Annotated in this window: 11 protein-coding genes; 5 read left to right on the top strand and 6 right to left on the bottom strand. The window is 70.9% G+C overall.

All coding sequences use genetic code 11. From position 1 onward, the window contains the following. Nucleotides 1-35: 35 nt before the first annotated feature. Entirely contained in the window at nucleotides 36-1,052 is a 1,017-nt protein-coding gene (locus tag SSP08S_RS28430; RefSeq protein WP_019071040.1) for a DUF8017 domain-containing protein, read from the bottom strand. A 152-nt stretch (nucleotides 1,053-1,204) separates the two neighbouring features. Here SSP08S_RS28430 and SSP08S_RS28425 point away from each other — a divergent pair, with 152 nt between their 5' ends. Further along, on the top strand, nucleotides 1,205-1,642 hold the full coding sequence (locus SSP08S_RS28425; RefSeq protein WP_019071039.1) for a DUF4442 domain-containing protein: 438 nt from the start codon (nucleotides 1,205-1,207) through the stop codon (nucleotides 1,640-1,642). A 69-nt stretch (nucleotides 1,643-1,711) separates the two neighbouring features. Here the strand turns inward: SSP08S_RS28425 and galU are convergent, their stop codons facing one another. Beyond that, the gene (galU, locus tag SSP08S_RS28420) at nucleotides 1,712-2,665 is read right to left on the bottom strand and encodes a UTP--glucose-1-phosphate uridylyltransferase GalU (RefSeq protein ID WP_019071038.1); all 954 of its coding nucleotides are present in this window, start codon (nucleotides 2,663-2,665) and stop codon (nucleotides 1,712-1,714) included. 419 nt (nucleotides 2,666-3,084) lie between these two features. Between galU and SSP08S_RS28415 the strand changes: the two genes are divergently transcribed. From SSP08S_RS28415 to SSP08S_RS28405, 3 genes are read left to right on the top strand one after another with little or no spacing between them, the layout of a single operon-like run. Then, entirely contained in the window at nucleotides 3,085-4,833 is a 1,749-nt protein-coding gene (locus SSP08S_RS28415; protein ID WP_019071037.1) for an RICIN domain-containing protein, read from the top strand. A 42-nt stretch (nucleotides 4,834-4,875) separates the two neighbouring features. After that, complete coding sequence (locus SSP08S_RS28410) at nucleotides 4,876-6,375, top strand: amidohydrolase (RefSeq protein ID WP_019071036.1); 1,500 nt, start codon at nucleotides 4,876-4,878, stop codon at nucleotides 6,373-6,375. Further along, nucleotides 6,372-7,007, top strand: coding sequence for an isochorismatase family protein (locus SSP08S_RS28405; protein ID WP_019071035.1), 636 nt, complete (start codon nucleotides 6,372-6,374; stop codon nucleotides 7,005-7,007). Before SSP08S_RS28410 ends, SSP08S_RS28405 begins: the two co-directional genes overlap by 4 nt. Before the next feature lie 84 nt (nucleotides 7,008-7,091). Here the strand turns inward: SSP08S_RS28405 and SSP08S_RS28400 are convergent, their stop codons facing one another. Next, nucleotides 7,092-8,399, bottom strand: coding sequence for a lysine N(6)-hydroxylase/L-ornithine N(5)-oxygenase family protein (locus tag SSP08S_RS28400; RefSeq protein ID WP_019071034.1), 1,308 nt, complete (start codon nucleotides 8,397-8,399; stop codon nucleotides 7,092-7,094). A 98-nt stretch (nucleotides 8,400-8,497) separates the two neighbouring features. On the opposite strand from SSP08S_RS28400, the gene SSP08S_RS28395 reads away from it, so the two are divergent. Beyond that, entirely contained in the window at nucleotides 8,498-9,451 is a 954-nt protein-coding gene (locus SSP08S_RS28395) for a methionyl-tRNA formyltransferase (protein ID WP_019071033.1), read from the top strand. 34 nt (nucleotides 9,452-9,485) lie between these two features. Here SSP08S_RS28395 and SSP08S_RS28390 read toward each other — a convergent pair whose 3' ends face one another. From SSP08S_RS28390 to SSP08S_RS28380, 3 genes are read right to left on the bottom strand one after another with little or no spacing between them, the layout of a single operon-like run. Beyond that, on the bottom strand, nucleotides 9,486-10,481 hold the full coding sequence (locus SSP08S_RS28390) for an ABC transporter ATP-binding protein (RefSeq protein WP_026178894.1): 996 nt from the start codon (nucleotides 10,479-10,481) through the stop codon (nucleotides 9,486-9,488). A 4-nt stretch (nucleotides 10,482-10,485) separates the two neighbouring features. Then, the gene (locus SSP08S_RS28385; protein ID WP_026178893.1) at nucleotides 10,486-11,553 is read right to left on the bottom strand and encodes a FecCD family ABC transporter permease; all 1,068 of its coding nucleotides are present in this window, start codon (nucleotides 11,551-11,553) and stop codon (nucleotides 10,486-10,488) included. Then, on the bottom strand, nucleotides 11,550-12,575 hold the full coding sequence (locus SSP08S_RS28380; RefSeq protein WP_174479416.1) for a FecCD family ABC transporter permease: 1,026 nt from the start codon (nucleotides 12,573-12,575) through the stop codon (nucleotides 11,550-11,552). The genes SSP08S_RS28385 and SSP08S_RS28380 overlap by 4 nt, the downstream gene beginning before the upstream one ends. Between the last annotated feature and the right edge of the window lie 89 nt (nucleotides 12,576-12,664).

The following is a 12,664-nucleotide window of genomic DNA, read 5'->3' as shown; positions in this document are numbered from 1 at the left end:
ATTACGGCCAGAAATGAGCCGGACGACCAGATCCGTCAGCTGGTGCTGCCCGTCGGATCCCCGTGCAGCCGTACGGTGCTGAGGATCTTCTGCACCGTCGCGTCGGGGATCTCCTCGCTTACGCCCTTGGCGCCGTAGAGGGTCCAGGAGACGAAGTCGCCCGCCGAGTTCTTGAAGGCGAACGTGGTCGCCTTGCCGTCGGTGGAGCACTTGCCGCTCTTCGGCACGCCGGTCGTGTACGAGGTGGCGACGCTGCCGGCGACCCCCGACTTCGTGGTATACGACTTCGCCGAGCCGATCTTCAGATACTTCTTGGAGGAGTCCTTCTGGTCCGTGTAGCCGCCGAACGCGAACGCGGCAGCGTCACCGCGCGCGGTGCTCGCGGTGTCCTTCGCACCGTCCTCGCCCTTGGTGCCGCTCGTCGCCAGCCCCGAGGTCTCCTTGGTGCCGTCCTTGTCGTCGTCGGACTCGCACCAGTTCTGCTTGAGATAGGCGGGCGCGGAGAAGCCGATGTACGGGGAGCCGTCGCCCTTCTGCTCGTCCTCGAAGAAGTTGAAGGTGCCCGGCTTGCCGACCTCCCAGTCGGCGGGGACGTCGAACGCGGTGCCGTACTTCTGGTTGACGACGACCTTCCAGCCCGCGATGGTCGGCTGCTCGGTCTCGGTGCCGCGCGGGTTGTCGTCGGAACCGGAGGAGGAGGCGCTCGGGTCCGTGGACGCGGAGGGCGACTTGCTCGACGTGTCCTTGCCGCCGTCCGCCTTGTCGTCCTTGTTCCCGCCCAGGACCAGGAATCCGGTCACCCCGGCGGCCACGACGACGGCCGCGGCGGCGACGATCGCGACCAGCTTCGTCCGGTTCCCGCCGCCCCCGCCCTGCGGCGGCTGCGGTCCGCCGGCCGGGCCCGGAGCACCCCACTGCGGTTGCTGCGCATAGGGGTTGGGCTGCTGGTAGCCGGGCTGCTGATAGGGATTCGGCTGTTGGTACCCCGGCTGCTGGTACGGGTTCTGTTGCGGGTTCTGCTCGCCCCCGGGCGGCTGCTGTCCTGGCCACATGGGCAGTAACCCTAGTGCGGCACAGGACACGGTGGGGTCACCGGCCCTTGTCAGGGTCGTACCAACTCGGGATCGGACGGTGTTTGCCGGCGCACAGGTCTGGCCCGAATTGGCTACCCGTGGGTAACATGCCGTCCATGAGCGCAGATCAGATGTCCATCGGCGAGTTGCTCGCCGCCACGGTGCCGATGGTTCGCACGCTGAACCTGGAGTACCTGGAGACCAGTCCGGAGCGGGCGGTGCTGGCCCTGCCGGACCAGAGCGAGTACCGCAACCACGTCGGCGGGCCGCACGCCGGTGCCATGTTCACCCTCGGCGAGTCCGCCAGCGGCGCGATCGTCCTCGCCGCCTTCGGCGACCAGCTCTCGCGGGCCGTGCCGCTCCCGGTCAACGCCGAGATCGCGTTCAAGAAGATCGCCCTCGGCCCGGTGAAGGCCACGGCGACCCTCGGTCGCCCGGCCGCGGACGTCGTCGCCGAGCTCGACGCGGGCGAGCGCCCCGAGTTCCCGGTCACCGTCGCCATCCAGCGCGAGGACGGCGCCGTGACGGGGGAGATGACGGTCACCTGGACACTGCGGCCGAACGGCTGACCGTCACATCGCTGACAGGAGGGCCCGGTCGTCGCCCACGGCGTGACCGGGCCCTCGTGCGTGCGGAGTTCAGGCCGCGAGCCGCTCGTCCTCGCTCGCGCCGCCTTCCAGTCCCGCCACGAACTCCTTGAGCCACGCCACGAATTCGGGCCCCAGGTCCGGGCGGTCGCAGGCCAGCCGGACCACCGTGCGCAGATAGTCGGCCTTGTCGCCGGTGTCGTAGCGCAGACCGTCGAAGACGACTCCGTGGACCGTGCCGCCGGCGGCCAACTCCTGGAGGGCGTCGGTCAGTTGGATCTCGCCGCCGCGGCCGGGCGGGGTGCGCTCCAGGGTGGGGAAGATCGCGGGGTCGAGGACGTAGCGGCCGATGACGGCGTAGCGGCTCGGCGCGTCCTCGCGGGACGGCTTCTCGACCAGGCCGGTGACGCGTACGACACCGTCCTCACCGGTCGGCTCGACGGCCGCGCAGCCGTACAAGTGGACTTGTTCCTCAGGGACTTCCATGAGGGCGACCACGCTGCCCGCGTACCGCTCGCGGACCTCCAGCATCCGGCTGAGCAGGGTCTCGCGCGGGTCTATCAGGTCGTCGCCGAGCAGGACCGCGAACGGCTGGTCGCCTACGTGGTGGCGGGCGCAGAGCACCGCGTGGCCGAGGCCGAGCGGGTCGCCCTGGCGGATGTGGTGGATGTCGGCGAGGCGCGCGGGATCGCGTACGGCGTCCAGGCGCACGGTGTCGCCCTTGGCGGCCAGGGCCTGTTCCAGTTCGAAGGCGTGGTCGAAGTGGTCCTCGATGGCGCGCTTGTGCCGGCCGGTGACCATCAGGATGTCGTCGAGTCCGGCCGCCGCGGCCTCCTCGACGACGTACTGGATCGCGGGCTTGTCGACGACCGGGAGCATCTCCTTGGGCGTCGCCTTCGTCGCGGGCAGGAACCGCGTGCCGAGCCCGGCGGCAGGCACGACCGCCTTGCGGACCGTGGGCGCGGGGGCGGGTGCGGGGGTGGCTGAGGAGTGGGGGGCGATCATGCGGCTCATGGTGGCCCACGGCGATGAGAGCATCCCGAGAGAAACTTCAGAGTTCCCTGTGCGCCTCCCTTAGTTCGCGGAGGAGTTGGAGATTTCGTGCAGACGCCTGTGGATACCCGCGGTAACCAATCTGAATTCACAGCGTTTTGAACATCGGTCACCCTAACTCCTTGTTTCCTGTCAGGCGCTTGTGCGAGTGTGAGCCACCTCATGAGGCCAGTCGTGAGAAGGCAATGGTCAGGGTCGTTTCTGACATCTCATAGGTATGCACCAAGCAAGCACCTGCTTTCCGATGGTCGGGCATTCGTGTGCCGTCCTGCGGCTTGGAAGGAAATGGTCCCGTGCAATCCCCCTACCCCCCACGCCCGCCGTTCCCGCCTCGCCCCGGATCAAGTCCGGGGGAGTCGGACCGCAATCTCATGGCACAACTCGGCGACAAAGCCGCGGGCACTCGTGCCGTCGCCCTGCTGCTCGCGCGCCACTGGCAGGCGACAAGCGAATATGCGGCCATCTGCCTCGCCACCGCCGAGAGTTCGGCGTCCATGGTGGCCGGTGCCGCCTTCCACCAGGTACTCGCGAGCCGGGCGACCGGTGGCGCCCTGCGGCCCCAACTCCTCGTAGCAGTCAGGGAGATGGTGAAGAAGTGGGCCGCCGACGAACGAATTCCAGCGCTGCTGCCGGAACTTCGCAAACCCACCGGCGGCCGGGGGCTGAGCGCGGCGAGGCCCGGGACCTCCGAAAGGCGGAAGCTCGCAGAACGGGCTTTCGGAAGGCTGCCGGGCGCCTCCCAATGCCTCCTCTGGCACACCGAGGTCGAAGCTGAACCCATAACCATACCCGCCGGTCTGCTGGGCGTGGACGAGGCCACCGCGACCGCCGCGCTGGACCAGGCACGTGAACAATTCAGGGCGGGCTGTGTCCGCGCCCACCTGGAACTCGCGCCGACGCCCGAATGCCGCTACTACAACCGTCTCCTCGATGTCCCGATCCGCCGCGGCGGCAGTCTGCTGCCCGATGTGCAACGCCATCTCATGACGTGCCGCTACTGCCGTTTCGCGGCGGAGCAGTTGAGTCATTTCGACGGCGGCCTCGAAGTACTGCTCGCCGAGACCGTCCTCGGCTGGGGCGCCCGCCGCTATCTCGACTCACGGCCCGGCCGCGCGACGCCCGGGACCGCCGCCCGTGTCGTCCGCCGCCCGGTGGGCCGCCACCGCCCCACCCCGGAGGGCGTCCTCGCCTTCCCCCGCAGACACCCCAAGGCCGCGGTCGTGGGCGTGGGCCTGACCTCCCTCGCGCTGCTCGCGACCGTGCTCGTCTCCAAGGGCTGGACCCAGAGCGACACCCCCGATCCGCAGGCCACCTGGGGTGCGCCCAGCGGCAGTTCGTCCCACCAGAGCCCCGTCGCGGCACCCTCGTCGGCGGGTGCCGAGTCGGCCGCCGGTACCGTCGGCGCGGGAGTCGTCCAGCAGGGTGTGCTGCGCGCCCTCGCGTCCGGGTTCTGCCTCGACGCGGCCGGCGGGCGGGTGCGGAACGGCGCTGCCGTCACCCTGGCCGCGTGCTCCGACGCCGGGTCGCAGCAGTGGTCGTACGACCAGGACGGTCTGCTGCGCAGCCTCGACGATCCCGGGCTCTGCCTCGCCGCCGACACCGACGGGGGCACGGTCACGCTGGCCGGGTGCCTGGTGCACGCCGGCGAGGTGCACTACGACCTGACGGTCCGCGGTGAGTTGCTGCTCCGCTGGAGCCAGGGGCTGGCCGTCGCTCCCGAGAACGGGAAGAAGGGGGCGCGGATCGTGCTGGCGGGACGGAACGGGTCCGCCGGTCAGCGCTGGGCGCTCGGATCCGCCGCCGACGAAGGGGCCGAGGGCGGCGAACCGGCGGACGGGCGTGAGCCGGAGGGAAGGGGCGACGAACCCCGCGGCGGTGCTCCGACGGCACCCGAGGGCGACGACGTGCCGCAGCCGCGCTCCACGGATCTTCCCCAGCAGGGGCAACCGCAGAACACGCCCCGCGCCGCGCAGGTCGCCTGCTGCGAGGATCCCGCGCCGGAGCCCGAGCCCACGCCCGCACCGGTCGCCGATGTCGTGCAGCCGGTGGTGACGGTCGTCGGGGATGTCGTGAACACTGTCACCGATGTCATCGCCGGGCTCGTCCCGGCGCGGCACTGATGTGGAGGTAAGGTAAGGCTAACTTTACCTAGGGGGTTCCATATGGCAGACACCGCAAGCGCCCCGGCGCCCGCACGGACGCTCGCCCGGGTCCGGCTCGGCGCCGGTGGGCCGCTTGCCCGGCTGCGGGTGGCGGACGGCACGATCACCCATGTCGTCCCGGAAACGGGCGCGGACACCGACGCCGGGCCCAGCAGTGAACCCGTCGTCGATCTCGACGGGCGGGTGCTGCTGCCCGGCCTGTGGGACGCCCACGTCCACCTCGCGGAATGGGCGAGCGCCCGGCACCGGCTGGACCTGGCCGGAACCGCCTCCGCCCGGGCGGTGACCGACCTCGTCCGGGCGCGCGCCGGAGCGGCCGACGGCACGGTGCTCTACGGCTACGGGTTCCGCGACGGCCTGTGGCCCGACGCCCCGCACAAGGCGCTGCTCGACGCGGTGCTGCCCGACCGGCCGGTCGCCCTGGTCAGCGCCGATCTCCATGCCGCGTGGTTCAACTCGGCCTGCCTCGCCCTCGTCGGCCGCGCCGACCACCCCACCGGCCTGATCAGGGAACACGAGGCCCACGAAGCCCTCGCCGCCCTCCCCGCGACCCCGGCCGAGGTGCTCGACGGCTGGATCGAGGAGGCCTGCCGGGCCGCCGCCGCACGCGGGGTCACCGGAGTCATCGACTTCCAGTTCGGCGACACCGTCGCGGACTGGGAACGCCGCGCGGATCAATTCCGGCCCGCCGTACGGGTGTTGGCCGCGGTGTATCCGAGGTACCTGGACGCCGCGATCAAGCGCGGGCTGCGCACGGGGGACGAGATCGGGAGCCTGGTCGGGGTGGGCCCGCTGAAACTCTTCACGGACGGCTCGCTCAACACCCGCACCGCCCTGTGCCGCGACCCCTACCCCGGCCTGGAGGACACGGACGGCGCCCACGGCATCGAGGAGACCGCCCCCGACGAACTCGTACGGCTCATGCGGCGCGCCGCCGCGCACGGCATCGAACCCGCGGTGCACGCCATCGGCGACCGGGCCAACACCGTTGCCCTGGACGCCTTCGAGGCGGTGCGCTGCCGCGGCCGGATCGAGCACGCGCAGCTGCTGAGCCCCGAAGACCTCCCGAGATTCGCCGAGTTGGGGGTGGTCGCGGGAGTCCAGCCCCGGCACGCGACGGACGACCGCGACGTGGCGGACCGGCACTGGGCCGGACGTACCGAACGCGCCTTCGCCTACGGTGACCTGCTCGCCGCCGGCGCACGGCTGGAGTTCGGCTCGGACGCCCCGGTCTCGCCGCTCGACCCCTGGCTCGCGATCGCCTCGGCGGTCAGCCGCACCGACGACGAACGCCCCGCCTGGCATCCGGAGCAACGCCTGTCCGTCCCGGACGCGTTGGTCGCCGCGGCCCGCGGCCGCCGGCTCATCAGGGTCGGGGACCCGGCCGACCTGGTGGTCGTGGACGTGGACCCGCTGGACGCCGATCCGGACACCCTGCGCGAGATGCCCGTGCACGCCACGATGACGAACGGCCGCTGGACCCACGGCCCTTACTCATGATCCCGTACGACATGCCGGGTCCCGCCGCGCTGCCCCCGGACCGCACCGGCTGGTCCGTCGACGCGCGCCGCGCCGCCCTCGTCGTCCTGAACGTCCAGAACCACTTCCTGCACGTGCTGCGTGAGTCCTCCGCGCCGGTCGGTCAACTCCTCACCGGAGTGGGCCTGTTGGCGGAGTCGGCGCGGGCCGCGGGCATCCCCGTGCTGTACACCCTCAAGACCGCCGAGCGTGAACCGGACGGACGCGAGACCAGTTTCGGGCATCCACGGCTGCCCGGCGGCGAGGACTCCCGGGACATCGTGGACGCGATCCGGCCGCAGGTCGGCGACAGCGTGCTGGTCGCCAAGCGGTTCAGCGCCTTCGCCGGCACCAGACTGCGGCGCAGGCTCGCGGAGTTGGGGCGCGACCAGCCCGTGATCGTCGGCGTGTTCGCGCGGACGCAGGTGCTGCTGACCGCCGCCGACGCGTGGATGCAGGACATGGAGCCGTTCGTCGTCGCGGACGCGGTGGCCGACCGGGCGCACGAGGACCACCGGATGGCCGTGGACTGGATCGCGGCGACCTGCGGGGCGGTTCGGACGGTGCGGGGCGTGGCGGATGTGTTCGGCGAGCCGGTGGCCCAACACCGCTGATTGTGCGGGGAGTTGATCGGGTACAGGCAAAAACCCCGGGCCCGGAAGGGACCGTACCCTCCGGGCCCGGGGAGTCGTGGGGTGTCAGACGGCTACTTTCGTCGCCTGTACCGAGCGGTGGATCTCCTCCGCCCGGACCGCGACCGTCGACAGCAGGGTGCTGGTCAGCCCGTGGGTGTGCTCGGTGCCGCCCTGGAGGTAGAGGCCGGCGGTCACCTCCGGGACGGTTTCGACCCGGTGGTCCCGGCCCACGCGGATCTCGTCGCCGTCGTCCCTGAGGCAGAGCTTGGCCGCCTCGCCGAGCAGTGAACCCAGGTCGCGGGGCCGGTAACCGGTGGCGAGCACCAGTACGTCGGCGGACAGCACCTGCTTCTCGCCGGTGGGCAGGAACTCCACGGCGACATCGAGACCGCCGTCCGCCCCGGCGTCCACCGCGCGGACCCGCGAGACGTTCAGGAAGCGCAGCCGCTCGCGTCCCGCCACCTTCTCCCGGTACGCGGTGGCGTACAGGGCCTCGATCAAGTCCATGTCGACCACGGAGTAGTTGGTGGACCGGTGGTAGTCGAGCAGCGACTGCTTGACCTCGGAGGGCGCCGAGAAGTAGACGTCCACCGCCTCCGGGTCGAAGATGCGGTTCGCGAACGGGCTGTCGTCGGCCGGGGTGTAGCCGTACTTGGCGAACACCGAGCACACCTCGGCGTCCGGGAAGGTGCGGTGCAGATAGTCCACCGCCTCGGCTGCGCTCTGGCCCGCGCCCAGCACCACGGCCCGTCGCACCGGCTGTCCCGCGTCGGAGAGTTCGGTCGCGCGGGGGATCAACTCGCTGTTGTGCCAAAGACGTTCGCCCAGTTCGAGACCCGGCGGCACATGCGGTTCGAGCCCCATGGCCACGCTGATGTTGCGGGCCCGGCGGGTCACGGTCGCGCCGTTCCCGGCGGGGTCCCGGGTGGTGACGTCGAAGAAGGCCACCTCGCCGTCGTCGCCGCGCACCGGGTCGACGGCGACGACCTCGCTGCCGTAGGAGACGAGGTGGGAGACGCGCTCGGCCGCCCACTCGAAGTACTCGTGGAACTCCACGCGCAGCGGGAAGAGGGTCTTCTGGTTCAGGAAGTCGATCAGTCTGCCCTGCTCGCGCAGGAAGCAGAGGAAGCTGTAGTCGCTGGTCGGATTCCGCAGCGTGACCAGGTCCTTGAGGAACGACACCTGCATCGTGGCGTCGTCGATGAGCATGCCCCGGTGCCAGCCGAAGCGCGGCTGGCGTTCCAGGAACAGGGCGTTGAGACGGCTGTCTGCCGGAAGGCTCTTGTTGTGCTCCTCAACCGCTATGGACAGAGCGAGATTTGACGGACCGAATCCGATTCCGAGTATGTCGTGGACCACTTCGGAATCCATGAGCGGTGACTTCACCGTGGCATCGCCTCCCTCAGGCAGCCCAATGCTAGATAAGGTAAGGCTTACCTTGCAATGAGTCGTTGAAGGGAAGGACCGTCATGCGGGTCGTCATGCTCGGCTATCAGACCTGGGGTCACCGCACGCTGCAGGCGCTGCTGGACTCCGACCACGAGGTCGTCCTCGTGGTCACGCACCCGAAAAGTGAGCATGCCTACGAGAAGATCTGGGACGACAGCGTCGCCGAACTCGCCGAGAAGAACGACGTCCCCGTCCTGCTGCGCAACCGCCCCGACGACGCCGAACTCCTCGACGCCGTAAGGGAAGCGCGGCCGGACATCATCGTCGCCAACAACTGGCGCACCTGGCTGCCGCCGGAGCTGTTCGACCTCCCGCCGCACGGCACCCTCAACATCCACGACTCGCTGCTGCCGTCGTACGCGGGCTTCTCGCCGATCATCTGGGCGCTCCTGAACGACGAGCCGCGCGTCGGTGTCACCGCGCACCGCATGAACGGCGAACTCGACGCCGGGGACATCCTGATCCAGCGCTCGGTACCGGTCGGCCCCACCGACACCGCGACCGACCTGTTCCACCGGACCGTCGACCTCATCGCGCCCATCGTGCGCGAGTCGCTCGACCTGATCGCCTCGGGCCGCGACGCCGGCCAGTGGGTGCCGCAGGACCGCGGCCGCGCCAGCTTCTTCCACAAGCGGTCGGCGGAGGACAGCCGTATCGACTGGAGCTGGCCCGCGGAACGCCTGGAACGACTCGTACGCGCCCAGTCGGACCCGTACCCGAACGCCTACGCCTTCCATCGCGGGCAGCGGCTCAGGATCGTCTCGGCGGCCGTCTCGGAGGGACGCTACGGCGGCACCCCGGGGCGGATCTTCATCCGCGAGGGCGACGGCGTGGTCATAGTCGCGGGCCCCGAGGCCCACACCGGGCGCGGCCGTGGGCTGTTGGTGCGCCGGGTGCGGACCGACGACGGCACCGAGTACGCGGCCGGCGACTACTTCCGCACGATGGGCGGGTACTTGACGTCCCGGCCCTGAGCGAGCGGGCCCCTGTCACGTGCTGACGGGGGCCTCACCGGGTCGTCACCGCGTCCTCGGTCCGGGAGTTGCCGTCGTGGTGGTGCCGTCCCAGCGGGATCACCATCGGGGTGCCGCTGACCGGGTCGGGGGTGATCCGGCAGCGCAGGTCGAAGACGTCCTCGACGGTGGTCTCGGTGACGACGTCGGCGGGTGCGCCCTCGGCGACGATACGGCCGGCCTTCATGGCGATGACGTGATCGGCGTACCGACAGGCCTGGTTGAGGTCGTGCAGGACCATCACGACCGTGCGGCCCTCGCGCCGGTTGAGGTCCGTGATCAGGTCGAGTACGTCGATCTGGTGGGCGAGGTCGAGATACGTCGTCGGTTCGTCGAGGAGCAGGACCGGGGTGCCCTGGGCAACTGCCATGGCTATCCAGGCGCGTTGCCGCTGGCCGCCGGAGAGTTCGTCCACCGCACGGTCGGCGAGATCGGTGAGGTTGGTCGCATCGAGGGCCGCGTGCACGGCCTCCTCGTCCGCGGCCGACCACTGCCGCCACCAGGTCTGGTGCGGGGAACGGCCCCGGCCCACCAGGTCGAGGACGGTCAGCCCCTCCGGTGCCACCGGGGTCTGGGGCAGGATGCCGAGTTTCCGGGCGAGTTCACGGGTCGGCACGGAACGCAGCGCGACACCGTCCAGCTCCACCACGCCCTGGCGCGGGGCCAGCAGCCGGGCTAGTGCCCGCAACAGCGTCGATTTCCCACAGGCGTTGGCGCCGACGATGGCCGTGATCCGGCCGGTCGGCACGGTGAGGTCCAGATTCTCGACCACCGCCCGACCGTCGTAGGCGAGATGAAGATCACGTGCCCGCAACTCGGGCCCGGAGGAGGGTGGTTCGGGGCTCCGCGGGGCTTCGGCTCCGGAGGTGGGTGATGCGGGTGCCCGCAGGTCCTCGGTTCCCGTGGCGGGTGAATCGGGCGTCCGCAGTGTCTCGGTCCCCGTGGCGGGTGTTCCGGACGTCCGCGGGGCGCGCGGGTCAGTGGTCGACATGCGATCAGCCTCCAGAGCCCGCGCGGTTGACGCGGATGAGCAGCCACAGCAGGACCGGCGCGCCCAGGGCGCCGGTGACGATACCGACCGGCAGTTCCGTCCCGGGGATCGCCTCGCGGGCGAGGAGGTCCGAGCCGAGGACGACGAACGCGCCGGTGAGACCGGAGACGAGCGGGGGCGGCGAGGAAGTGCCGGCCAGCCGCTGGGCGATCTGCGGACAGGCCAGCGCGACGAACGCCACCGGACCGGCCGCCGCCGTACCGAACGCGACCAGGCCCACCCCGGCCAACAGCAGTGCCAGCCGCACGACTTGCACCGGAGTGCCGAGACCGGCGGCCACGTCGTCGCCGAGCATCAGCGTGCGCATCCAGCGGCCCATGCCCAGCGTGACCGGCAGCAGCACGGCCAGGGCGATGGCCAGGGAGTCGACCTGGCTCCAGGTCCGGCCGTTGAGGTTGCCGACCAGCCAGCCGAGGGCCGCTTCCGCCTCGAAGCGATTGCCGCGCGCCACAAGGAAGTTGGTGGCACTGGAGCAGATCCAGGACACCCCGATACCGACGAGGATGATCCGGTACCCCGTGGCCCCGCCCTTCCACGCCAGCGCGTACACGAGCAGCGCGGTCACCAGCGCCCCGAGCAACCCCAGCGTGGACAGGCCGAGTCCACCGGTCCAGCCCAGAACGACCGCCGCCACCACGGCAGTTCCGGCGCCCTCGGTGAGCCCGATCATGTCGGGGCTGGCCAGCGGATTGCGGGTCATCGTCTGGAACACGGCCCCGGAGACCCCGAACGCGATCCCGACCAGCAGCCCGACGAGGGCGCGCGGCAGCCGCAGATCCTGTACGACGATGACCGTGCCCGCGTCGCCCGAACCCCACAGCGCCCTGATGACGTCGGTGAACGCGACCGGGTAGTCGCCGATCGTCAGCCCCCAGCAGAACAGCAGGAAGGCGCCGACCGCGACCCCAACTCCCGTAAGGAGCAGGCGCGGACGCAGTACGCCGGACACCGGGGGGAAGGCGAGCCGGAACGGCCGGTTGCGCAAGGCGGCTGGTGGTGCGGACACGCTCATACCTCCGCGAGCTTCCGGCGGCGGACCAGGACGATGAAGAACGGGCCGCCGAGGAAGGCGACGAGGACACCGGCCTGGATCTCGGTCGGGCGGTCCACCATCCGGCCCAGGATGTCGGCGGACAGCAGCAGCACGGGCGCGAGCGCGGCGGACAGCGGCAGCAGCCACCGGTAGTCGGGGCCGATGCCGACCCACTGGGCGAGGACCCGGGCGATGTGCGGGACGACCAGACCGAGGAAGACGACAGGGCCGATGACGGCGACCGACGCGCCGGTCAACAGCACGACGGCGGTGACCCCTTGGAGGCGTACCAGACCCAGCCGCCGCCCCAGAGACGCGGCCACGTCGTCGCCCAGCGCCATGCTGTTGAGGGCGGGCGCGCAGGACAGCGCCAGTACGGCGCCGACGGCGAGGAAGGGCAGGATGCGCACCAGATCGCCGGAGTCCTGGTCGGCCAGGGTGCCGGCGGACCAGAAGCGGTAGCGGTCCAGCGCGTCCTGGTCGGTCAGCACGATGGCGCTGGTGAACGACTGCAGCAGCGAGGTGACGGCGACTCCGGCGAGCGCGAGTTTGACCGGCGTCGCCCCGGACCGGCCCAGCCGCCCGAGGAAGAAGACCACGACACTCGCGACCAGCGCCCCGCCGAACGCGAACCACACATAGCCGTACAGCGAGGTGGCCCCGAGCACGCCGACCGCCAGGACGATCGCGAAGGACGCGCCCGCGCTCACCCCGAGGATCCCCGGGTCGGCGAGCGGATTGCGGGTCAGGGCCTGCATCAGCGCGCCGGACAGGCCTAGCGCGGCACCGGTCGTCAGGCCGAGCAGGGTGCGGGGCACGCGTACCGACCAGATGACGTTGTCGATCAGCCGGCTGGGCGGATGGCCCAGCACCGAGCGCACGACCTGGTCGAGCGGCACGCTGAGCGCGCCCAGCGCGACGGACAGCAGGGACAGCAGAACGAGGAGGGCGACGACGAGGGTCACCAGCACCGTGGTGCGAAGCCTTCTGCCTGAAGCCACGTGCCGGTCTCCATGTCGTCTTCCGGGTCATCTTCCGTGCTCTGGAGCCCTGTTGGCGGACCACCGGACGGCCCGGCCAGCAGCTTAGG

The sequence above is a fragment of the Streptomyces hokutonensis genome, assembly GCF_000376565.1.
In the GTDB taxonomy this organism is placed as follows: Bacteria; Actinomycetota; Actinomycetes; order Streptomycetales; family Streptomycetaceae; genus Streptomyces; species Streptomyces hokutonensis.
This window is presented reverse-complemented; position numbering and strand designations above follow the sequence as displayed.

Coding starts and splice junctions, on each gene's coding strand:
- SSP08S_RS28430 (WP_019071040.1), bottom strand. CDS start 1,052: ATGTGGCCAGGACAGCAGCCGCCCGGGGGCGAGCAGAACCCGCAACAG.
- SSP08S_RS28425 (WP_019071039.1), top strand. CDS start 1,205: ATGTCCATCGGCGAGTTGCTCGCCGCCACGGTGCCGATGGTTCGCACG.
- galU (WP_019071038.1), bottom strand. CDS start 2,665: ATGATCGCCCCCCACTCCTCAGCCACCCCCGCACCCGCCCCCGCGCCC.
- SSP08S_RS28415 (WP_019071037.1), top strand. CDS start 3,085: ATGGCACAACTCGGCGACAAAGCCGCGGGCACTCGTGCCGTCGCCCTG.
- SSP08S_RS28410 (WP_019071036.1), top strand. CDS start 4,876: ATGGCAGACACCGCAAGCGCCCCGGCGCCCGCACGGACGCTCGCCCGG.
- SSP08S_RS28405 (WP_019071035.1), top strand. CDS start 6,372: ATGATCCCGTACGACATGCCGGGTCCCGCCGCGCTGCCCCCGGACCGC.
- SSP08S_RS28400 (WP_019071034.1), bottom strand. CDS start 8,399: ATGGATTCCGAAGTGGTCCACGACATACTCGGAATCGGATTCGGTCCG.
- SSP08S_RS28395 (WP_019071033.1), top strand. CDS start 8,498: ATGCGGGTCGTCATGCTCGGCTATCAGACCTGGGGTCACCGCACGCTG.
- SSP08S_RS28390 (WP_026178894.1), bottom strand. CDS start 10,481: ATGTCGACCACTGACCCGCGCGCCCCGCGGACGTCCGGAACACCCGCC.
- SSP08S_RS28385 (WP_026178893.1), bottom strand. CDS start 11,553: ATGAGCGTGTCCGCACCACCAGCCGCCTTGCGCAACCGGCCGTTCCGG.